This window comes from Ruegeria sp. YTSA168 (assembly GCF_059610045.1).
The window spans coordinates 128,555-148,665 of sequence record NZ_JBXWMW010000003.1; the positions used below are offsets into that span (position 1 = coordinate 128,555).

At 59.2% G+C, this 20,111-nt stretch carries 18 protein-coding genes; 12 read left to right on the top strand and 6 right to left on the bottom strand.

Going from position 1 to position 20,111, the window contains the following annotated elements; translation table 11 throughout:
* Positions 1 to 17: 17 nt before the first annotated feature.
* Positions 18 to 761, bottom strand: coding sequence for an RNA methyltransferase (locus tag AC2FFE_RS07265; RefSeq protein ID WP_496846297.1), 744 nt, complete (start codon positions 759 to 761; stop codon positions 18 to 20).
* A 166-nt stretch (positions 762 to 927) separates the two neighbouring features.
* On the opposite strand from AC2FFE_RS07265, the gene AC2FFE_RS07270 reads away from it, so the two are divergent.
* Complete coding sequence (locus tag AC2FFE_RS07270; RefSeq protein WP_496817607.1) at positions 928 to 1,563, top strand: thiamine phosphate synthase; 636 nt, start codon at positions 928 to 930, stop codon at positions 1,561 to 1,563.
* Here the strand turns inward: AC2FFE_RS07270 and AC2FFE_RS07275 are convergent.
* Complete coding sequence (locus AC2FFE_RS07275; protein WP_496846298.1) at positions 1,556 to 2,671, bottom strand: HupE/UreJ family protein; 1,116 nt, start codon at positions 2,669 to 2,671, stop codon at positions 1,556 to 1,558. The two genes, AC2FFE_RS07270 and AC2FFE_RS07275, sit on opposite strands and share 8 nt — an antisense overlap.
* On the opposite strand from AC2FFE_RS07275, the gene AC2FFE_RS07280 reads away from it, so the two are divergent.
* From AC2FFE_RS07280 to AC2FFE_RS07295, 4 genes are all read left to right on the top strand, one after another.
* Positions 2,670 to 2,816 (top strand): hypothetical protein, encoded by a 147-nt coding sequence (locus AC2FFE_RS07280; protein WP_496817605.1) that lies wholly within the window; start codon positions 2,670 to 2,672, stop codon positions 2,814 to 2,816. The two genes, AC2FFE_RS07275 and AC2FFE_RS07280, sit on opposite strands and share 2 nt — an antisense overlap.
* 7 nt (positions 2,817 to 2,823) lie before the next feature.
* Positions 2,824 to 3,717, top strand: coding sequence for a PfkB family carbohydrate kinase (locus AC2FFE_RS07285; protein ID WP_496846299.1), 894 nt, complete (start codon positions 2,824 to 2,826; stop codon positions 3,715 to 3,717).
* Complete coding sequence (locus AC2FFE_RS07290; RefSeq protein WP_496846300.1) at positions 3,714 to 4,625, top strand: pseudouridine-5'-phosphate glycosidase; 912 nt, start codon at positions 3,714 to 3,716, stop codon at positions 4,623 to 4,625. Before AC2FFE_RS07285 ends, AC2FFE_RS07290 begins: the two co-directional genes overlap by 4 nt.
* Positions 4,626 to 4,689: 64 nt before the next feature.
* Complete coding sequence (locus AC2FFE_RS07295; RefSeq protein WP_496817602.1) at positions 4,690 to 5,367, top strand: DUF502 domain-containing protein; 678 nt, start codon at positions 4,690 to 4,692, stop codon at positions 5,365 to 5,367.
* On the opposite strand, the gene AC2FFE_RS07300 is transcribed toward AC2FFE_RS07295, so the two are convergent.
* Both AC2FFE_RS07300 and AC2FFE_RS07305 read right to left on the bottom strand, forming a co-directional pair.
* Positions 5,368 to 6,396 carry a patatin-like phospholipase family protein gene (locus AC2FFE_RS07300; protein WP_496846466.1) on the bottom strand — a complete coding sequence of 343 codons (1,029 nt, stop codon included), beginning with the start codon at positions 6,394 to 6,396 and terminating at the stop codon, positions 5,368 to 5,370. It abuts the gene before it with no gap.
* A 60-nt stretch (positions 6,397 to 6,456) separates the two neighbouring features.
* The gene (locus AC2FFE_RS07305; RefSeq protein ID WP_496817601.1) at positions 6,457 to 7,230 is read right to left on the bottom strand and encodes a 3-hydroxybutyrate dehydrogenase; all 774 of its coding nucleotides are present in this window, start codon (positions 7,228 to 7,230) and stop codon (positions 6,457 to 6,459) included.
* Positions 7,231 to 7,529: 299 nt separating this feature from the next.
* Between AC2FFE_RS07305 and AC2FFE_RS07310 the strand changes: the two genes are divergently transcribed.
* Together AC2FFE_RS07310 and AC2FFE_RS07315 are read left to right on the top strand one after the other, a co-directional pair.
* The gene (locus tag AC2FFE_RS07310; protein ID WP_496846301.1) at positions 7,530 to 9,344 is read left to right on the top strand and encodes an extracellular solute-binding protein; all 1,815 of its coding nucleotides are present in this window, start codon (positions 7,530 to 7,532) and stop codon (positions 9,342 to 9,344) included.
* 533 nt (positions 9,345 to 9,877) lie between these two features.
* The gene (locus AC2FFE_RS07315) at positions 9,878 to 10,117 is read left to right on the top strand and encodes a hypothetical protein (protein ID WP_496817599.1); all 240 of its coding nucleotides are present in this window, start codon (positions 9,878 to 9,880) and stop codon (positions 10,115 to 10,117) included.
* On the opposite strand, the gene AC2FFE_RS07320 is transcribed toward AC2FFE_RS07315, so the two are convergent.
* Complete coding sequence (locus tag AC2FFE_RS07320) at positions 10,106 to 10,729, bottom strand: helix-turn-helix domain-containing protein (RefSeq protein WP_496846302.1); 624 nt, start codon at positions 10,727 to 10,729, stop codon at positions 10,106 to 10,108. The genes AC2FFE_RS07315 and AC2FFE_RS07320 overlap by 12 nt on opposite strands.
* A gap of 64 nt (positions 10,730 to 10,793) precedes the next feature.
* Between AC2FFE_RS07320 and AC2FFE_RS07325 the strand changes: the two genes are divergently transcribed.
* The 5 genes from AC2FFE_RS07325 to AC2FFE_RS07345 all read left to right on the top strand — a co-directional run bounded on the left by AC2FFE_RS07325 (position 10,794) and on the right by AC2FFE_RS07345 (position 16,648).
* Complete coding sequence (locus AC2FFE_RS07325; protein WP_496817597.1) at positions 10,794 to 12,311, top strand: class I adenylate-forming enzyme family protein; 1,518 nt, start codon at positions 10,794 to 10,796, stop codon at positions 12,309 to 12,311.
* Complete coding sequence (locus tag AC2FFE_RS07330) at positions 12,308 to 12,964, top strand: DsbA family oxidoreductase (protein WP_496817596.1); 657 nt, start codon at positions 12,308 to 12,310, stop codon at positions 12,962 to 12,964. The genes AC2FFE_RS07325 and AC2FFE_RS07330 overlap by 4 nt, the downstream gene beginning before the upstream one ends.
* Positions 12,965 to 13,042: 78 nt before the next feature.
* Entirely contained in the window at positions 13,043 to 14,269 is a 1,227-nt protein-coding gene (locus AC2FFE_RS07335) for a multidrug effflux MFS transporter (RefSeq protein WP_496817595.1), read from the top strand.
* Positions 14,270 to 14,309: 40 nt separating this feature from the next.
* The gene (locus AC2FFE_RS07340; RefSeq protein WP_496817594.1) at positions 14,310 to 15,974 is read left to right on the top strand and encodes a tetratricopeptide repeat protein; all 1,665 of its coding nucleotides are present in this window, start codon (positions 14,310 to 14,312) and stop codon (positions 15,972 to 15,974) included.
* Positions 15,971 to 16,648, top strand: a complete 678-nt coding sequence (locus tag AC2FFE_RS07345) for an SH3 domain-containing protein (RefSeq protein ID WP_496817593.1) — start codon at positions 15,971 to 15,973, stop codon at positions 16,646 to 16,648. The genes AC2FFE_RS07340 and AC2FFE_RS07345 overlap by 4 nt, the downstream gene beginning before the upstream one ends.
* On the opposite strand, the gene mfd is transcribed toward AC2FFE_RS07345, so the two are convergent.
* Positions 16,645 to 20,100, bottom strand: a complete 3,456-nt coding sequence (mfd, locus tag AC2FFE_RS07350; RefSeq protein ID WP_496846303.1) for a transcription-repair coupling factor — start codon at positions 20,098 to 20,100, stop codon at positions 16,645 to 16,647. The two genes, AC2FFE_RS07345 and mfd, sit on opposite strands and share 4 nt — an antisense overlap.
* Between the last annotated feature and the right edge of the window lie 11 nt (positions 20,101 to 20,111).

Consider the following 20,111-nt stretch of genomic DNA (forward strand, 5'->3'; position numbering starts at 1 on the left):
AGGGGCAAGGTCCAGCCTTACCCTTTGTCTTTCCAACGGACCATCTGACGCATGACACCGTGCAACATCTGCACATCTGCCCGCGTCATCCGCATCCGCGACCACAGGTTGCGTAGATTGGTCTTCATGCCTTCGGCCTTTTCGGGCGGGTAGAAGAAACCAGCCTCTTCCAGCCGGTCTTCATAATGCTCAACCAGTTTCTCGACCTCGATACCGGTCGCCCAATCGCCCTTGCCCAGATCGGTGGCTTCATGCACCACATCACCGGTCTGACGCATCCACTCATAGGCGGTCAGCAACACACATTGACCCAGGTTCAGCGAGGCATATTCCGGGTTCACCGGGACCGAGATGATCGCGTTGGCTTTGGCGATATCCTCATTCTCAAGCCCCGCGCGTTCAGGGCCAAATAGAACAGCAACCTTTTCACCCGCGGCAACCTTCTGGGCCGCGATCTGCATGGCACGTTCGGGACTGTAGACCGGCTTGGTCAACCCGCGTTGCCGCGCTGTGGTGGCAAACACAAAGGTGGTGTCAGCCAACGATCCGGCCAGATCGTCAAACAGCTGTGCCTCATCCAGCAGCCGCCCCGCCCCGCTGGACATCGCCACCGCCTTTGGGTTCGGCCACCCGTCCCGAGGGGCCACGATCCGCATCCGATCCAGCCCGAAATTCCACATCGCCCGCGCAGCGGCCCCGATGTTTTCACCCATCTGCGGGCGCACAAGCACAAAAGAAGGCTGGGATGGGTCGCTGGGCATGGTTATCTCCGAAAAACTCAGCTTGCTCTAGTCGCCGCATAAACGAAGGGCAAGCCGCCCCATGCTTCTTCTGTTCCCAAATACCTCCGCCGGAGGCAAAAAAGTTTGCTTCCCAACGGCAATCCGCTAAACCGCGCTGGAACTGAATACCGAAGGACGCGCCCCCATGAATACTACCGCGGACACCCCCGAGCAGCCGCAGATTTACCTGATCACGCCGCCGACCATCACGCTCAGCACGTATCCGGACCAATTGGCGCGGGTGTTGGACCGGGCCGAGATCGCGTGCATTCGCCTCGCTCTGGCCGGAAATGACGAGGATACCATTGCCCGCGCAGCCGATGCCTGCCGCGAGGTGGCCCATACGCGCGACGTGGCGATTGTGATCTCCAACCATGTTCTGATGGCACAGCGGTTGGGGCTGGATGGTGTGCATCTGGATGATGGGGCAAGGTCGGTGCGCGCCGCGCGCAAGGAACTGGGTACCGACGCAATTGTTGGCAGTTTCTGCGGGGCCTCCAGCCATGACGGCATGAGCGCAGGTGAGGCAGGCGTCGACTATGTCGCCTTTGGCCCGGTGGGCGCGTCTTCCCTGGGTGACGGCACATTGGCGGAAAAGGACCTGTTTCAATGGTGGTCCGAAATGATCGAAGTTCCGGTTGTGGCCGAGGGCGGCCTGACGCCCGACCTGATCCGCGACCTGTCCCCCTGCACAGATTTCTTTGGCATTGGTGACGAGATCTGGTCTGCCGAAGACCCGATGGTGGCGCTGAACACTCTGCTTGAGAGTATGACTAGCTAAACAACCAAGGCTCGATCATCCAATAGACGCCCAGACCGGCAATCAGGATCGAGCCCAGAACCGAGATGCGGCCGCGAAAGCGATGGGATCCGCCCGCAATCACGGTCACAACACCCAACGCGGTCGCAGCAGCTGCTGACAGAACCGCCAGATAGCCAATCACATACCCCAAAAGTGCGGGCGGCAGATGGTCCGGCGGCGCGCCGATCGCACTCAGCGATTGGCTTAGGGCATTGCCTAACAGCAGGCCGATGGCAAACACCGCCAACAGGCGAAACACATGAACACCGCGTAGGATCAGATTCCAAAGCGCCAGCACCACAACCGCCGCCGTCAACGATATCGACGCGACAAAGGACGACAGCACCAACGCTCCGAATGCCGACAACGCCAACCCAAAGATCGCACCGAGGGACAAGAAGACCAATTGCAGGACCAGCGACCTTGGGGACAGCGACAAGAAGACCAAAGCCAGAGCCAGCGCAAATACACGCATTCCGTCCGTTACGATCTGCTCTGCTCCTTTGACCAGGAACACCAGCATCGTTTGTTGTCCGCTCAGCGCCGCGCCGCCTTGCAGCGGGATCAGCGGGCTGGTCTCTCCGGCCATCAGGTAGCCGGTATAGGGTGCCTCGACACGCTGCTGTTTGATCACAACGGGGCCGTGACCGGCAGGCCAGGTCAGCCGCAGCGCCGATGCCCCCTCGGGCAAGGAGGCCGTCAGCAGAAGCTTTGAGAGACGGGGCTCGTCGGGGTCCCCAACCACCGGGATGCGCACGCCTTCATAGGAAAGGCGAACCGGCCCTTCGACCTCAACCTGCAACGAGGCCGCCCAGTCATTGACAAAGCCCCGCACCTCGGCCTCCAACTCGGATGAGACCAGCCGGCGGAGTTCGCGGTAGCGCGCATTGCCCGCGACATCCGGTTGCGCTTCGGGGTCCAGCCCGGCCAGAAACATCTCGACATTCAGGCTGATCTCGATCAGCAGGCTATCCGCTTTGGTCCAGAACTCGACAATGCTCGGCGGATGCGTTTGCGCCCTGAGCGGCGCAGCAATTAAGATCAAAACGACCGGCAAAATCAGGATTAGGCGGAACAAACCGCTCATGCGTGATACTCTGCTTTTGAAATCAAATCAGAAACCATATGCCGCGAGTTTCCCGCCGAACGCATCGGATCGCAAGCCCGAACAGTTGAGCGCGCAGCTTTATCTGCGCGCGCCCTCTTGCACGCCCTCCGGTGCTGCGGCATGACAACAGCATGACTCAGAACAGCGAAATCCTGTGTATCGGTTCAGTTCTATGGGACGTGATCGGACGATCTGCCAGCGCCATGCGGCAAGGATCGGACGTGCCCGGCCGGATCACGCGTCTTCCTGGTGGCGTCGCGATGAACATCGCCATGACGCTGGTGCGCTTTGGCATGACACCGACTCTGCTGACCGCGATTGGCCGCGATCCCGAAGGTGACGAGTTGGTCAATGCCTGCGCACGGCTGGGCATGGTGACCGAACACATCTACCGCTCGCAGGATCTACCCACTGACCGCTACATGGCGGTCGAAGGGGCGAATGGTTTGATTGCCGCCATTGCCGATGCGCATTCGCTTGAGGCTGCCGGGGCCAAGATTCTGCGTCCGCTGATGCACGGCCCTTTGGGATACGAAAACGCCCCCTTTGAAGGCCCGATCGCGCTGGACGGGAACCTGACGCTGAACCTGCTGGAAGAAATCGCGCAAAGCCCAGCCTTTGCCAAGGCGGATCTGCGGGTGGCGCCTGCCTCGCCCGGCAAGGCCGAACGGCTGCTGCCCTTCCTGAAACACGCCCGCGCGACGCTATATGTCAATCTGGAAGAGGCCGGCCTGCTCTGCCAGCGCGAGTTCACCGATTCCGAATCCGCCGCCAAAGGCCTGTTGGATCGCGGTGCGCTGCGGGTCCTGGTCACCGATGGTGGTAATTCCGCGACCGTGGGATCAGCAACAGGCGTTTTGACCCAGACACCCCCATCCGTACTGGTGACCCGCGTCACCGGCGCGGGTGACACTTTCATGGCGGCGCATATCGCCTCGGAATCAAATGGGGCCGATGAACAAACGGCCCTCACCCGCGCATTGAACGCCGCCGCAACCTATGTTTCCGGAGAAACTCCCCTGTGATCGACATCCACTATTCCGCCGAGGTCCGCGCCGCTAAAGACTCAGGTCAGCCCATCGTCGCACTCGAAAGCACCATCATCACCCATGGCATGCCCTACCCCCAGAACATCGAGGTTGCGGCGCAGGTAGAACAGGACATCCGCGATGCCGGGGCGGTTCCGGCTACGATGGCAGTGATCGAAGGCGTGCTGCATGTGGGTCTTGAACCTGATCAGTTACAATCCTTGGGCCAAGCGCAAGGCGTCGCCAAGCTTTCGCGCGCCGATATGGCAGCCTGCATCGCAACCGGTGGTACCGGTGCCACCACCGTCGCAGCAACGATGATCGCGGCGCATTGCGCAGGGATCGAGGTCTTTGCGACCGGCGGGATCGGCGGTGTTCACCAAGGGGCCGAAACCTCATTCGATATCTCCGCCGATCTGCACGAGCTTGGGCAAACCCCTGTGACCGTCGTGGCCGCCGGGGCCAAAGCCATCCTTGATCTGGCCAAGACACTCGAAGTACTCGAGACATTGGGTGTGCCCGTCATCGCCCATGGTCAAGACGAGTTCCCGGCCTTCTGGTCGGCCAAATCCCCCTATGCTGCGCCCCTGCGGATAGACAGCGCCGAGGCCATTGCGAAGGCCCATGCCACGCGCCGCGCTCTGGGTCTGCCCGGCGGTCAATTGGTCGCCAATCCGATCCCCGACACCGATCAAATCCCTGCCAAAGAACTGGCCCCGATCATAGCCGAGGCGCAGTCTGATGCGGATGCCCACCGCATCACCGGAAAGGCCGTCACACCCTATCTGCTGCAACGGATTTTCGAAAAGACCCAAGGCCGTTCGCTAACGGCAAATATCGCATTGGTCCGTAACAATGCGCGACTGGCTGCGAATATTGCTAAAGCACTGGCAAACAGCGCGTAATTCTGCCCTATTGCACCGGCCCGCCGGACTGCTTAACTAGTCCGGCAAGCCACTCGGATCCGCAATGAATACACCGTTTGACGAAAAGCCCCATCGCCGCCCCGGCCTGTTCGCGCGCTTGCGTGCGTCATTCCTGACGGGGATCGTCGTGATTGCGCCGGTCTGGCTGACCGTCTGGCTGATCTGGTCCGTCGTGGGCTGGATCGACAGCGCGGTGCTGCCTTTGGTGCCTCAACAGTTCCAGCCCGAACAATATGTAGGCATCAACCTGCGCGGCGTCGGTGTCATAATCTTTCTGATCTTCACAATTCTGGTCGGTTGGATCGCCAAGGGCATCCTTGGCCGTTCGTTGATCTCATTCGCCGAAGGCCTGGTAAACCGCATGCCCATCGTGCGGTCGATCTATTCCGGGATCAAACAAATCTCGGAAACCGTGTTTGCCCAGACAGAGCGGTCTTTTGAAAAAGCCTGTCTTGTTCAATACCCACGCCGCGGCATCTGGGCCATCGGGTTCGTGTCGACCACAGCCAAGGGCGAAGTCAATATCAGAGCCGAAACCGGCGACGACCTGCTGAGCGTTTTTATCCCGACAACGCCAAACCCGACCTCGGGCTTCTTGCTGTTCTTTCCGTCCGAAGACGTCATCCTGTTGGATATGAGCATCGAGGATGCTGCCAAACTGGTGATCTCGGCGGGTCTGGTCTATCCAAACGAAAAAGACCCGACCCAACCGCCCGAGTGATCAGCCGAACATCGCGGGCAGATCAACGGTGCTGTTCTGCCCCAGATCATTCTTGTGCCGCGACAGGAACCCATCCGCCGCATCCCGACCTGCCTGTTTCAGCTTATGCAGGATTACCGGATTTGGCACCGTCTTGGTGGCAACCGACAGGCTGTTCATCAGATCGTTATCCGCGACCATGTGCACTAGCACACGGCTCATCTCACCAGCTTTCAGCTTGCCTTCTTTCAGCAACCGCTGAACAAAACTGATCGCCCGCAACTCGCGAAACAGGGATGAGTTAAAGCTGATCTCGTTGATCCGGTTCTGAATCTGTTGCGGCGTAACCGGCAATTCATCCCGTTCCAGCGGGTTGATGTTCACAATCACAACATCATCCGGCAGGTCATCACCGAACAAAGGATACAAGGCCGGGTTACCCGTGTATCCGCCATCCCAATAGGCTTCGGTCCGCTCGGTCTCAGGGTCATAAATCTCCACCGCCTTGAACAAGGTCGGCAAACAGGCCGAGGCCAGAATGGCATCCGTTGATATCTCACCGCCCGTGAACACACGGATCTTGCCGCTGCGCACACAGGTCGCACAGACAAACAGGCGAGGCCCCTGGTCGGCGCAGACTTCTTCAAAATTGAACCGGTCAACAACGGGCTCAAGCGGGTTTGTATAGAAGGGCCCATAGGCATAAGGCGACACCATCCGCGACCAGGCCTCACCCACCGAATAGGGCAGCGAGTATTCCATAGCCTGCGCAATGCTCGACGGCTCCAATCCGCGAAACCAGTTGGTCAGGCGCATGTCACCCACAGCGCCCATCTGTCTCCACAACTCATCCAATCGCGCCCGCGCGCCGTCGCGGCCTGCATGCACCATCCCCGACTTGAACGCCGCCCCGTTCAACGCCCCGGCCGATGTTCCGGTGATCGCCGCAACCTCGATATCCTCTTCATCCAGAATTCGGTCAAGAACACCCCAAGTGAAGGCCCCATGCGCCCCACCGCCCTGCAATGCCAGATTGATCTGTTTCACGATCGCGCCCCTTCTTCTGTTCGAAAATACCTCGGGGGTATGGGGGCAGAGCCCCCATGGAAACTACAGCGCCGTCCAGCCGCCATCTACGGAAATGGTCGTGCCTGTGATCTGCGCCGCCGCATCCGAACACAGGAACTGCACGGTGCCACCCAGTTGCTCGACTGTCGCAAACTCTTTGGATGGTTGCCGCTCCAACATGACGTTCTTGATCACATCCTCGCGGCTCATGTTGTATTCCTTCATCGTGTCTGGGATTTGCGCCTCAACCAGCGGTGTCAGCACATAGCCCGGACAAACCGCATTGCAGGTGATCGGCTCCTGCGCGGTCTCCAGAGCAACCGATTTGGTCATCCCGACAACGCCGTGCTTTGCCGCGACATAGGCCGCTTTATAAGGCGATGCGGTCAGACCATGGGCCGACGCAATATTGACGACCCGGCCCCATCCTGCCGCACGCATCACCGGCAATGCTGCCGCCGTAGTGTGAAAGGCCGAGTTCATGTTGATCGCGATAATCGCATCCCATTTCTCGACTGGAAACTGATCAATGGGCGAGACGTGCTGAATACCCGCGTTGTTCACCAGAATATCGCAAGCCCCCGCCTGCGCGATCAGAGCCCGGCATTCATCGCCCTTCGACATGTCGGCCTTGATGTAGCGCGCCTTGGTTCCCGTTTCTTTTGCGATCTCCGCGGCCAGCGCATGATCCTCATCCCGATCCGTGAAGGAATTCAAAACCACATCTGCCCCGGCTTTGGCCAGTTCGCGCGCAATGCCCAAACCGATCCCCGAATTCGATCCCGTGATGATCGCTGTTTTTCCCGACAGGCTCATAACCATTCTCCACTGACCTCTGTTCAAACGCAGCATGCCATGCTGCACCTGCAAAGAAAACGGGGAAAGACGCCGATAAAGTCTCGCGCTGATACAGCTTGCCGCAGCCAAAAAAAACGCCCGCACGAAGCGGGCGTTAAGTTATTGAGGCAGGTTTCATACAGGCAAGAAACCTATCGAGCAGTGAGACCTTTATAAGCAATTCCATGCCTTCATCCAAGCTAAAAGTTTGAAAATAAGAAAAATCATCGGTACGATGATACCCAACAAAATAAGGCCAGAGCAGGATTGTTTCCAAAATGAGCCCGGATTTTCTACGCCCTCTACGTTCACTCGCAGCGGGAATCGCCTGCATTTTGGCCGCCCCTTTGGCCCAGGCAGATTCGTCACATGGCATAGCTATGTATGGCGATCCGGCTTTACCACCGGATTTTGTGTCTCTGCCCTATGTCAACCCAGATGCGCCCAAAGGTGGCAAGGTCGTTTTTGGGAATACGGGCGGCTATAACAGTTTGAACCCCTTTGTGCAAAAAGGCACCTCGCCCTGGCAGTTGCGATTCTGGACCCATGAAAGCCTGATGGGCCGGTCCTGGGACGAACCTTTCACTCTTTACGGGCTGTTAGCCGAATCGGTTGAGACGGCGCCAGACCGGTCCTGGGTTGAATTCACACTGCGGGAAGAGGCTGCGTTTTCTGATGGAGCCCCCGTCACTGTCGAAGATGTGATCTGGTCGTTCCAGTCATTGGGCACCGAAGGTCATCTGCGCTATCGCGGGCTGTGGTCCAAGATCGACAGTATCGAAGAAACCGGCCCACGCACGGTCCGGATTTCGTTCAATGAACCCGATCGCGAATTGGCCCTGATCGCCGGGCTGCGCCCCATCCTGCAAAAGGCCCAGTGGGAGGGCAAGAGCTTTGCCGACGCCCCACTGCAAGACATCCCAATCGGTACAGGCCCTTATGTCATCGACGATTATGAGGCAGGCCGATACGTCAACCTGCGCCGAAATCCCGACTATTGGGGCGCGGACATCCCGTTCCGCCGCGGTACAATGAATCTTGATGAGATGCGGATCGAGTTCTACGGCGATGCCACGGTTTTGTTTGAGGCCTTCAAGGCCGGAGAGCTATCCGCTGTGCGTGAATTCAATGCGGACAAATGGGATAACCAGTATGCTTTCCCTGCCATCCAGCGCGGCGATGTGATCAAAACCGAAATCCCACATGGTAAGCCCTCGGGCATGACCGGGCTGGTCATGAACACCCGCAAAGCCCCGTTCGACGATTGGCGCGTGCGCGAGGCGCTGACACTGGCCTTCAACTTCGAATTTATCAACGACACGATCACGGGCGGTGCGCAGCCCCGAATTACCTCATATTTCTCGGGCTCCGATTTGGCGATGCAGCCCGGACCCGCCACCGGCAAAGTACAATCACTGCTGGAACCGTTTAACAAGGTCCTGACCCCCGGCACTCTCGAGGGCTATGTATTGCCCCAAGGCGACGGATCAGCCCGCAATCGCAGCAATATCCGAGAAGCAACCAAGCTGCTGGCCGAGGCCGGATGGACCATTCAGGGCGGTGTTTTACAGAACCAGAATAGTGAGCCCTTCCGGATCGGTGTTTTGCTGCAACAGGGCGATACCGAGATGCAAACAGCGGTCGATATCTATGCCCGCGCGTTGGAGCGGTTAGGCATTCAGGTCCTCACTGAACAGGTGGATAATGCGCAATATACGGGCCGCATCGCCGAATTAGATTTTGACATGACCCCGTTCCGCCGTGCGCTGTCACTGTCTCCGGGTAATGAACAGCGCCTGTATTGGGGCAGCGAAAACGCCGATACACCGGGAACGCGGAACCTTATGGGCGTTGCCTCACCGGCTGTGGATGGGATGATCGATGCGATGCTGGCCTCAGAGTCTCGCGAGGATTTTGTAGCAGCAACCCGCGCGCTGGACCGGGTCCTGACAGCAGGTCGGTATGTCATTCCGATCTGGAATTTCGATGTTGGGCGTATCGCGCATATCCGGGAACTGAAATTCCCTGAAACGCTGCCGATCTACGGCGACGGGCCGCAATACATGCCAGAGATTTGGTGGTACGAAGGTTAAGCCCCTTTGCGCTGCGCGAAAGCCTGACAAAGCGAATGGCCTGTTGAACAGAACACCGGATGCGAGGCTCAGATCGCGCCTTGACCCATTTGCTATTCTACTTCGGCAAAAATCAGCACAGGGCAACATACGCCCTATGTTTAGTAGTGTAACCTAGCAGGATCGGCAAAATGCGTGACAAATGTCCAAATTTGGTAGGTTTCCGATCATAGTCATCAATTCACTTTACTCATCATATTCTATTGATATAGCCTGAGTGTAGGGAAACATGCGATCAGCAGAGAAATAGCACTTTTATATCAGATACCTAAACCGGCAGGACGTCGCCCCTGACCTCGCTTAACAGGACCGGCTACCACTCACTCACGAACTCAGGTCCAAAGGCCCGTTGCGGACAACCCGCAGCGGGTTTTTCTTTGGCAAACACCCCGCACAGCACCTGCGACATTTTGTCATGTCTCACGTTCCTGTAACAGCTTCGTACCCTACCCGTGGGGGAGAGCAGACCAGGTCGGATCACGGGAGGCTCGCACATGTTGAACTGGGCAGAACTTACGAAAGAGCTGGGCGCCACCTATGCCCGCGCAAAACGGCGTTTTCCAAACCTGAGAGATCAGGATATGGACCGCGTCTGGAACAATCGGGAACAGTTCGAGGCCTACCTGGCAGAACGCCATCATCTGACGGTGAACGAAGCCCATGAAGAGGTCGAGGATTTCCTGTTCACCGAACGCCTGAACCACGAACTGGCGCATGCGGCCCTAGCTAAGTGACGTCACCCACAGGATCGTGGCATCTTCGTCGCTGACCGACACGACATTGTGCCCCATGCTGCCATCATAATAGGCACTGTCCCCCCGGCGCATTTCGACGGGTTCGTAGAATTCAGTATACAAGCGCACGACCCCGGTCAGCACATACAGGAATTCTTCGCCATCATGGCGCACCCATCCGTCAAACTCGTCCATTGACCGCGCACGCACCCGCGCGCGATAGGGCAACATCTGCTTTTTCGTCAGCGTCTCAGCCAGCAACTCGTGTTCGTAGGTTGCGGTGGCGTGGGCCGTCCCATCGCCCACCCGGGTCACTGCCATGCGCCCGATCACCTGATCACGCTGTGGTGGGGTGAACAGCTGCGGCACCGAAATCTCCAACCCGATGGCCAGCTTTTTCAACGCATCATAAGTGGGCGACATCTGCCCGTTTTCGATCTTGCTGAGGGTCGAGCGCGCCAACCCGGCCTGCGTGGCGGCCTGTTCCAGCGTCCAGTTTCGTGCCTTGCGCAGTTCGCGGACACGCACGCCAAGGTCCAGAGGTTCAACCTCTGCCTCAACACCGGATTCGCGGGCAATGCGGATTAGGGACTTGGGATCTTGCGTGCTCATGGCCTTTCTATAGGACCAGCCAGCCCAGCTTGCAACGCAGCAGACGCCGCGTTAGCCAGACAGCATGTTATCGATCTTTGATCAGGGGTCACCCGCGCCCTGCCCTGCGCCGTTCAATCTGGCCGCCCATGTGCTGCGCCATGCGGATCGCTTGCCGGACAAAACCGCCCTGTCGGTTCTGGGCGCAAACAACACGGATGATTGGAGTTACAGCCGGTTGAAACGCGCCGTTCTGGGAACGGGCGCCGGCCTGTTGCAGGCTGGTCTGATCCCCGGAGACATCGCGTTGATGCGGTTGGGAAACACCGTCGATTTCCCCATCGCATATCTTGGTGCGATCGCGGTGGGGATCGTGCCGGTACCAACCTCGTCGCAACTGACCGAACCGGAAACGGCCCGCATCATCGCCGATCTTTCCCCTGCTGCAATCCTGCGCGACCCATCGGTGGCTTGCGCCGCGCATCCGCATCAGATTGACCTATCGGCGCTGAAGACAATGCGCGACCTGCCCGCCGCCGAATTTGAATTGGGTGACCCCGAGCGGCTGGCCTATGTGGTCTATACGTCGGGCACCTCGGGCAAACCGCGCGCCGTGGCCCACGCCCACCGTGCCATATGGGCGCGACAGATGATGGTGGATGGCTGGTATGGGCTGACACAGAAGGATCGGCTGTGCCACGCCGGTGCGTTCAACTGGACTTACACGCTGGGCACAGGGTTGATGGATCCATGGACCATTGGCGCGACTGCTCTGATCCCGGAACCCGGCACCGATTTATCGGATTTACCCGGGTTACTAAAGCGCAGCCGGGCCTCGATCTTTGCTGCCGCGCCCGGCGTTTTCCGAAAGATGCTGCAAGGTTCTGAACAGATCGATCTGCCCAATCTGCGTCATGGGCTTTGCGCCGGAGAAAAGCTGTCTCCGCAGCTACATACGCGCTGGCAGTCCGCCACCGGCACTGAGCTCTATGAGGCCTATGGAATGTCGGAATGCTCGACCTTCATCTCGTCCAGTCCGACGCACCCCGCACGTGGTGAAGCGCTGGGACAGCCACAACCCGGTCGCCGCGTTGCGATCCTTGGGCCGGATGGTCCCGTACCACAGGGACAAGACGGCACCATTGCCATCCATCGATCTGACCCAGGCCTGATGCTGACCTATCTCAACGCACCGGATGAGGTTACCGACCGGATGCAGGGCGACTGGTTCCTGACCGGCGATCAGGGGGCCATGGCCGTGGATGGACAGATCACCTATCTGGGGCGCGATGATGACATGATGAACGCAGGCGGCTACCGCGTCTCACCAGTTGAGGTTGAATCCGCCCTGTCCAACTATCCCGGCATCACACAGGTCGGGGCCGCAGCGGTTGAAGTCAAACCGGACACATTTGTGATAGCGGCCTTTTACACTGGCCCCCAAAGGCTGGACGAGGACGCTTTGTACGCCTATGTCCAAACCAATCTGGCGCGTTACAAACAGCCGCGCGCCTTCGTTCACCTTCCCGAGTTGCCGACCGGCGGCAACGGCAAACTCTTGCGCCGCGCATTGCCGGCCTATTTCAAGGCGACCACCGAATGACCCAGACCGTCAAGCTCGATATCCTTTCCGATCCGATCTGCCCGTGGTGCTACATCGGAAAAACCCATCTGGACAAGGCATTGGCCAAAGTCCCGGAACATCCTTTTGTCATCGAATGGCACCCGTTCCAGCTGAACCCCGATATGCCGGATGCAGGCATGGATCGGCGCGAATATCTGGAACGTAAGTTCGGCGGCAAGGACGGTGCGGTACGCGCCTATGCACCCGTGGTTGAGCATGCGGAAAATGCGGGCCTCAAGATCGATTTTGAGGGGATGAAGCGCACCCCAAACACGCTCGACGCACATCGCCTGATCCACTGGGCCGGGATCGAAGGCAAGCAAAACGCCGTCGTGGATGCTCTGTTCGACGCGTATTTCGTTCAGGCCCGCGATATCGGCGACCCGGAGGTTCTGTCTGACATTGCCGACAGCGCGGGTATGGATGCAGCGGTGGTGCTGAAACTGCTGAAATCAGACGCCGACCGCGAAGATATCCGCAACCGCGACACACATTCACGTGAAATGGGTGTCAGTTCGGTTCCGACCTTTATCGTTGCCAATCAACACGCCGTTCCAGGTGCTCAACCCCCTGAAATGTGGGAGAAAGTGATTGGCGAAATCATGTCTCAACTTGAGGCTTCATCTGCATAGAAGCACAGAGCCATGTGCAAAATTCCGGTCTGGCGCAACCTGGTCTGCCGTGATAGCGCGAACAGATAAGGAGCGCCCATGGCCAATCGCATGTCCCGAGGGGAATTCATTGCGCTGATCGCAATGATGTTCTCGACCATCGCCTTTTCAATCGATTCGATGCTGCCCGCCCTGCCCGAGATCGGCGCGCAGCTCAGCCCCGATGATATCAACCGCGCGCAGTTGATCCTGACCTCTTTTGTTTTAGGCATGGGCATCGGAACCTTCTTCACTGGCCCCCTGTCAGATGCGTTCGGGCGTAAGCCAGTGATCTATGGTGGCGTCGCGCTGTATATCGTGGCCTCTGCCGTAGCTTGGGCCAGTTCTTCGCTCGAGATGGTTCTGGCAGCCCGCGTGGCGCAGGGCCTTGGTGCCGCAGGTCCGCGCGTTGTGGCAATGGCGATCATTCGCGATCTGTATTCCGGTCGGATCATGGCTCGGATCATCTCGATCGCCATGATGATCTTCACGCTGGTGCCTGCTGTCGCACCCATGCTGGGCGCAGGCGTTATCGCCCTGTTCGGCTGGCGCAGCATCTTTGCCCTGTTCATTCTGTTCGCCGTGATCGTGTGCATCTGGATGGGCACCCGCCTGCCCGAGTCGCTGGCGAAAGAAAACCGCCGCCCGTTCCGCCTGCCGCTGATGGTTGCCGCCACGAAAGAGATGTTTGCCCACCCTACTGTGCGCCTCTCGATCCTGGTGCAGACCCTCTGCATGGGCATCTTGTTCACTATGTTGACCATGGTGCAGCCTGTTTATGACGTGATCCATGATCGCGCGGACAGCTTTCCGTTCTGGTTTGGGTTTGTGGCTTTGATCTCAGGTTCTGCCAGTTTGCTGAACGCCGCGTTGGTGGTGCGTATTGGAATGCGCCGCATGGTGACATGGGCACTTGGGGGGCAAATCCTGATCACGGCGCTTGTGATCGTACTCAGCGCAATCCCCATGTCACCCAATGCGTCCTTCGCGTTATTTGTGGCATGGCAAACAACTGTTTTCTTCATGGCCGGTGTGACCATGGGCAATCTCAACGCCATCGCGATGGAGCCGATGGGCCATATCGCGGGCATGGCCGCTTCGGTGATCGGATCGGTCGCCACCGTGTTGGCCGCCGCCATTGCCGCCCCGATCGGGTTGCTGTTCGACGGCTCGATTACCCCTTTGACCATTGGCATTCTGACCATGTGTATCACGGCCTTTGGCCTGATGGTTCACATGGGTCGGATCGAAAACAGATTTCCACCTGACCCTGTGCAGACAGGTTAAATCGCGTTACCCTGCTTCCGAATTCGGGGGAGGTTCTGCAATGAGCTATGATTACGATCTGGGCAGCCATACCTGCCCTGTGACCACATCCTCGACCGAAGCGCAGAAATGGTTCGACCGTGGTCTGATCTGGACCTATGGCTACAATCACACTGAAGCTGTGGCTTGTTTCGAAAAGGCTGTCACGCAGGATCCCAGTTGCGCCATGGCCCATTGGGGCGTCGCCTACGCCGCCGGACCGAACTACAACCTGCCCTGGGATGTGCAGGACGACCGGGGGCGGCAAAAGGCGCTGGCGCAGGCTTACGATGCGACACAGCAGGCCTTGGCGTTGCTGGATGGATGCACCCAGTTCGAAAAGGCACTGATCCAGGCCCTGCCCGCACGCTACCCGCGACGCGATCCGATTGAGGATATGCATCCTTGGGATATCGACTTCGCCGATGCGATGCGCGCGGCCTTTGCGGGCCAGCCCGGACATCTGGACCTGCGCACGATCTATGTTGAATCCCTGCTGAACCTCACACCGTGGAAAATGTGGAACCTGAGCACCGGAAAGCCTGCCGAAGGGGCTGCCACGCTTGAGGCGCAGGACGCGTTGGAATGGGCGATGGAAAATGACCCAGCCGCCATGTCCCATCCCGGCCTGCTGCACCTCTATGTCCATCTGATGGAAATGTCGCCGACCCCGGAAAAGGCTCTGAAAGCAGGCGATGTGTTGCGCACATTGGTGCCAGACGCCGGACATCTGGTGCATATGCCCACTCATATCGACGTGCTCTGCGGGCACTATCAGAACGTGGTGCACTGGAACCAAGAGGCCTCGGTTGCGGACCTGAAGTATTACGAGCGCGAGGGTGCGTTCAATATCTACACCGGTTACCGTCAACACAACTATCACTTCGCCATCTATGGCGCGCTGTTTCTGGGTCAGATCGAACCCGCGCTGCGCGCCAATCAGAGGCTATGGGACACCACCCCCGAAGAAATGCTGCGCATCGAAAGCCCGCCCATGGCGGATTTCTTCGAAAGTTACATGTCGATGGGCCCTCATATCCTGATCCGATTTGGCCGCTGGGAAGAGGCCAAGGCACTGGAGTTGCCCGAAGACCCCGACCTGTACCGCACGCTGACCGCAACCACCCACTATGCCCGCGCCATCGCCCATGCCGCGACCGGCGATGTTGCGCTGGCCGAGGCCGAGGAGCAGCTGTTCCTCAGCGCCAAAGCCTGCGTGCCCGAGACGCGGCTGATGCACAACAATCGCGTCATCGATCTGCTTGAAATCGCGTCGGAAATGCTGCGTGGCGAGATCGAGTATCGCAAGGGTAATTTCGAAATGGCATTCGACCATCTACGCCGCTCGGTCGAGCTGGACGACTCGCTGCCCTATGATGAGCCCTGGGGCTGGATGCAGCCCACGCGCCACGCCCTTGGCGCCTTGTTGTTCGAACAGGGCCATGTGACCGAGGCCGAGGCGATCTATCGCGAGGATCTTGGGTTGGGCGGCGACCTCAGCCGCGCCTCAATCCACCCGGACAATGTGTGGAGCTTGAAAGGGCTTCATGATTGCCTGAAGGCGCGCAGGGAGACGGCGGAGATCAAACAGATCAAACAACGGCTTGACCTTGCGCTGGCGCGTGCCGACGGTGCGGTCGGCGCGTCTTGTTTCTGCGCCCAAGCCGCAATGAGGGCGGCCGAATGAAATCACTGACACTCGCGCTGGCTGTGCTGACCTACGCACCAGCCTGGGCCGACCGTCAAAGCTTTCCCCCAGTGGATCAAGCAGGAATTGACCCAACGCTCGCCGCGTTCCGGGACGATCTTCTGACCAAAATCGCCGCCCGCGACACCGAGGCCGTGATCGCGGCCGCCTGCCCGGATATCTATGTCAGCCACGGCACCGAAAGCGGCCCCGAAGCATTTCGCGAAAGCCTGACGTTGCCGCCCGAAACATTGGATGAGGAATACCGGGATCAGGCCGATGATATGCGCACGGAATACTGGTTCGCGCTAGAAAACACCCTGTCCCAACCCGGCTATTTCGACGATCAGGGTGAGTTCTGGATGCCGCATCAATGGCAGATCACCCTGCCCGCCACACTGGACCCGTTTCTGGCCTATTTTGTAACCGGAGACCGGGTCACCCTGCGTCGTTCACCGGCGCGCAGCGGGGCCATCGTGGATTTCATTAGCCACGAGGTCGTCCTGATCCCCGACTATCAGGATGGGGCCGAATACCAGCTGGTCCGCCTGACTGATGGCACATTCGGCTACATGCACAGCGATTTTCTGTGGTCCATGGTCGGCTACCGCGCCGCATTTGTGAAATCCGACGCAGGCAACTGGCAGCTTTGCACCTTTGTGACCGGCGACTAGGCTTTCGCCTTTTTCTTCTGGGCCATCAGCTTTTCCACCAAATCACGGGCAATGGCAAAGGCCCCTTTGATCTTGTCGCTGTCCTTCTTCCAGTCGCGCCGCACCACGATCTTGTTGTCCTTGACCTTGGCCAGGCCGCGCTGGTTCTGGATGAACTCAACCAACCCTTCGGGTGAGGCGTATTTGTCATTGTGGAACTGGATGGTTGCGCCTTTTGGTCCGCCATCCAGCTTCGCAATCCCGGCCCGTTTGCACATCGCCTTGATGCGCACGACCAGCATCAGCGTGTTCACTTCTTTCGGCAATGAGCCGAACCGGTCGATCAGTTCAGCGGCAAAGCCTTCCAGTTCTACCTTGGTCGACAGTGAGGACAGACGGCGATAAAGGCCTAACCGCACATCCAGATCGGGCACGTAATCCTCGGGGATCAATACCGGCACGCCCAGATTGATCTGCGGGGCCCATTGGTCGTCGGCATCCGACAGCCCCTCCATCTCACCCGCTTTGATCTTGGCGATCGCTTCTTCCAGCATAGACTGGTAGAGTTCATAGCCCACGTCGCGCATCTGGCCGGATTGTTCTTCGCCCAACAGGTTGCCAGCCCCGCGAATGTCGAGGTCCTGAGAGGCCAGAGTGAAACCAGCCCCTAGCGTATCCAGAGAGCCTAGAACCCGCAGGCGTTTTTCGGCGGTAGCAGTCAGTTTCTGGCGCGGCTTGGTGGTCAGATAGGCATAGGCGCGGGTTTTCGACCGCCCCACCCGGCCGCGAATTTGATAAAGCTGCGCAAGGCCGAACATATCGGCTCGGTGCACGACCATCGTGTTGGCGGTCGGAATGTCGAGCCCGCTTTCCACAATCGTGGTGGCCAGAAGCACGTCGTATTTGCCGTCATAAAACGCGTTCATCCGGTCGTCGAGTTCACCTGCCGCCATCTGCCCATGAGCGACGACGTAAGTCAGCTCTGGCAATTGCTCCTTTAGAAACTCTTCGATCTCCGGCAGGTCCGAGATGCGCGGCACCACGTAGAAGCTTTGCCCGCCGCGATAGTGCTCACGCAGCAGCGCCTCGCGGACCGTCACTGCGTCAAACTCGCTGACATAGGTGCGGATGGCCAGCCGGTCGATCGGAGGGGTTCCGATAATCGAAAGGTCCCGCACACCGGTCAGGGACAATTGCAGTGTTCGTGGGATCGGCGTGGCGGTCAGGGTCAGGACGTGGATGTCGCTGCGCAGCTGTTTTAGACGTTCCTTGTGCCCCACACCGAAATGCTGTTCTTCGTCAATGATCAGCAGGCCCAGATTGTTGAACCGAATACCCTTGGCCAGCAACGCATGGGTGCCGATCACGATATCAACCGTGCCGCGCGCCAGCCCGTCGCGGGTTTGCTGCGCCTCTTTAGCCGAGACGAAACGCGACAGCTGCCGCACCTCCAGCGGGAAGCCCCGGAACCGTTCCTTGAAACTGGCCGCGTGCTGACGGGCCAGCAACGTGGTTGGCGCAATCACCGCAACCTGTACGCCTGACATGGCGGCGACAAAGGCCGCGCGCATGGCAACCTCGGTCTTGCCGAAACCCACATCGCCACAGATCAGACGATCCATCGGCGCACCCGAGTGCATATCCTCCATCACTTCGGAAATCGCACGCAGCTGATCGTCAGTTTCCTGATATGGGAACCGCGCGCTGAATTCGTCCCACGCATGGGGCGGCGGGTCCATGACGGGCGCTTTGCGCAGGGCGCGTTCGGCCGCGATACGGATCAACTTGTCCGCCATCTCGCGAATGCGCTCTTTCAGCTTGGCTTTTTTAGCCTGCCATGCGCCGCCGCCCAGACGATCCAGCAGCCCTTCGTCATGGCCGTATTTCGACAGCAGCTCGATGTTTTCGACCGGCAGATACAGCTTGGACTGTTCGGCATACTCCAGCAGCAGGCATTCATGGGCCGCGCCCGCTGCGGTGACGACCTCCATCCCCAAATATCGCCCAATGCCGTGGTCCACATGCACCACCAGATCACCGGGAGACAGCGACTGGGTCTCGGTCAGGAAGTTCTCGGCCTTGCGGCGTTTCTTGGGTTGGCGGATCAGACGGTCGCCCAGCACGTCCTGTTCGGCGATCACCGTCAGGTCTGGCGCCTCGAACCCATGTTCCAGCGCCCAGACAGCCAGGTGCAGACCCCGTTTGCCGACACGGGTGCCATCGGTGACAGGGATCGCCTCGGCCAGACCTTCATCCTCGATCAACCCGGTCAGACGTTCACGCGCACCCTCGGAATAAGACGCGATCAGCACCGGGCCCTTGGACAGCTTGTCGGAGATGTGACTGGCCAGAGCCCCAAATAGGCTGATGCTTTCCTGCTGGCGTTCCGGGGCAAAGTTGCGCCCAATCCGACCGCCTGCGTCGATCACCCCCGGCCCGCTGGCCTGTGGCAGCGGGCTGAACTGCGTCACCCGACGGTCGCCCACCGCCTTCTCCCACGCCATATCATCGAGATAGAGCAAACCGGGCGGTGTTGGCTTGTAGACAGTATCCATGCGCGAGCGATTTTCCAGCGCCAGACGCCGGGTTTCATACTGATCGGCAATCGAGTCCCAACGGGCCAGCCGCGCGGGTGTGACCTGATCGTCCAGCAAAATGGATGCTCCAGGCAGGTAGTCGAACAAGGTCTCAAGCTTTTCGTGGAAAAAAGGCAACCAATGTTCGACACCCTGGTGTTTACGACCCGCACTGACGGCCTCGTAGAGCGGATCATCCGTTCCAGCGGCACCGAACTCGATACGATAATTCTGGCGGAATCGGGTGATCGCTGCCTCGTCTAGAATGACCTCGGAAACGGGGGCGAGTTCCACCACCTCCAGCTTCTCGGTCGTGCGCTGCGAGACCGGATCAAATCGGCGCGCGCCGTCCAGAACATCGCCAAACAGATCCAGCCGGACAGGGCCGGATTCGCCCGGCGGGAAAATGTCGATGATGCCGCCACGTATGGCATAATCACCGGGCTCCATCACTGTTGGGCTTTGAGTGAACCCCATGCGCACCAGAAACTTACGCAGTGCATCTTCGTCTACGCGGTGGTTCACACGCGCCGTGAACGCGGCCTCGCGCAGCACTTCCCGCGCCGGCACGCGTTGGGTCGCCGCATTCAGCGTGGTCAGCAATACGAACCGATCCGGCATCTGGTGCACCAAAGCCGCCAGGGTCGCCACCCGCGCCGCCGCAATATCGGCATTGGGCGACACCCGGTCATAGGGCAGACAATCCCAGCCAGGGAATACAAAGACCGGCATGTCGGGCGCAAAAAAGGCCAATGCCGCACGCATCGCCTCCATCCGCTTGTCATCCCGTGCGACGTGACAGACCGGCCCGCCGGAGCGCGCGATCTCGTTCAGAACAAGCTGCGCATCATACCCTTCCGGGGCGCCGCCGACTGTCACGTGGTTCGGAGCCTTCATCGTCTTGCCTT

What these genes read in the sequence shown, in the direction of transcription:
- AC2FFE_RS07340 (WP_496817594.1), top strand. Translation starts at nt 14,310, where the DNA reads ATGAGCTATGATTACGATCTGGGCAGCCATACCTGCCCTGTGACCACA.
- AC2FFE_RS07320 (WP_496846302.1), bottom strand. Translation starts at nt 10,729, where the DNA reads ATGAGCACGCAAGATCCCAAGTCCCTAATCCGCATTGCCCGCGAATCC.
- AC2FFE_RS07305 (WP_496817601.1), bottom strand. Translation starts at nt 7,230, where the DNA reads ATGAGCCTGTCGGGAAAAACAGCGATCATCACGGGATCGAATTCGGGG.
- AC2FFE_RS07275 (WP_496846298.1), bottom strand. Translation starts at nt 2,671, where the DNA reads ATGAGCGGTTTGTTCCGCCTAATCCTGATTTTGCCGGTCGTTTTGATC.
- AC2FFE_RS07310 (WP_496846301.1), top strand. Translation starts at nt 7,530, where the DNA reads ATGAGCCCGGATTTTCTACGCCCTCTACGTTCACTCGCAGCGGGAATC.
- AC2FFE_RS07280 (WP_496817605.1), top strand. Translation starts at nt 2,670, where the DNA reads ATGCGTGATACTCTGCTTTTGAAATCAAATCAGAAACCATATGCCGCG.
- AC2FFE_RS07265 (WP_496846297.1), bottom strand. Translation starts at nt 761, where the DNA reads ATGCCCAGCGACCCATCCCAGCCTTCTTTTGTGCTTGTGCGCCCGCAG.
- AC2FFE_RS07295 (WP_496817602.1), top strand. Translation starts at nt 4,690, where the DNA reads ATGAATACACCGTTTGACGAAAAGCCCCATCGCCGCCCCGGCCTGTTC.
- AC2FFE_RS07330 (WP_496817596.1), top strand. Translation starts at nt 12,308, where the DNA reads ATGACCCAGACCGTCAAGCTCGATATCCTTTCCGATCCGATCTGCCCG.
- AC2FFE_RS07315 (WP_496817599.1), top strand. Translation starts at nt 9,878, where the DNA reads ATGTTGAACTGGGCAGAACTTACGAAAGAGCTGGGCGCCACCTATGCC.
- AC2FFE_RS07325 (WP_496817597.1), top strand. Translation starts at nt 10,794, where the DNA reads ATGTTATCGATCTTTGATCAGGGGTCACCCGCGCCCTGCCCTGCGCCG.
- mfd (WP_496846303.1), bottom strand. Translation starts at nt 20,100, where the DNA reads ATGAAGGCTCCGAACCACGTGACAGTCGGCGGCGCCCCGGAAGGGTAT.
- AC2FFE_RS07335 (WP_496817595.1), top strand. Translation starts at nt 13,043, where the DNA reads ATGGCCAATCGCATGTCCCGAGGGGAATTCATTGCGCTGATCGCAATG.
- AC2FFE_RS07285 (WP_496846299.1), top strand. Translation starts at nt 2,824, where the DNA reads ATGACTCAGAACAGCGAAATCCTGTGTATCGGTTCAGTTCTATGGGAC.
- AC2FFE_RS07270 (WP_496817607.1), top strand. Translation starts at nt 928, where the DNA reads ATGAATACTACCGCGGACACCCCCGAGCAGCCGCAGATTTACCTGATC.
- AC2FFE_RS07345 (WP_496817593.1), top strand. Translation starts at nt 15,971, where the DNA reads ATGAAATCACTGACACTCGCGCTGGCTGTGCTGACCTACGCACCAGCC.